This is a genomic window from Methylophaga sp. UBA678, assembly GCF_002299105.1.
In the GTDB taxonomy this organism is placed as follows: Bacteria; Pseudomonadota; Gammaproteobacteria; order Nitrosococcales; family Methylophagaceae; genus Methylophaga; species Methylophaga marina.
The window spans coordinates 1,048-1,389 of the sequence record NZ_DBNG01000014.1 but is presented as its reverse complement, the minus strand read 5'-3'; the positions used below and the strand labels follow the sequence as shown (position 1 = coordinate 1,389).

The following is a 342-nucleotide window of genomic DNA, read 5'->3' as shown; positions in this document are numbered from 1 at the left end:
GCTTTTTTGCACTCCATCATGCCTGAGCCTGTACGCTCACGTAGTTCTTTTACTAAAGCTGCAGTAATTGCCATTGCTCTAACCCTTTTAATCTGATTGTTTTATGAATGCTCATCACTGAGCTCATATACAACACAGGCCCACCCACGGGCGAGCCTGCTGAATTAAACTAGTAGAAATTATTCGCTGGCTGATTCAGCACTTTCTTCAGCAACTTCTACGAATTCTTCTTTTGCATCTGCTGTTGTCACAGAAGCACGGCCTTCCAGAATGGCATCAGCAATGTTTGCAGTGTATAGACGGATTGCACGCATTGAGTCATCGTTACCAGGGATAACGTAA

General features: G+C 44.2%; 1 protein-coding gene. It reads right to left on the bottom strand.

Annotated features, from left to right (window positions below; translation table 11 throughout):
- Positions 1 to 179 precede the first annotated feature (179 nt).
- Positions 180 to 335, bottom strand: coding sequence for a hypothetical protein (locus B3014_RS15040; protein WP_349675874.1), 156 nt, complete (start codon positions 333 to 335; stop codon positions 180 to 182).
- Positions 336 to 342: the final 7 nt, after the last annotated feature.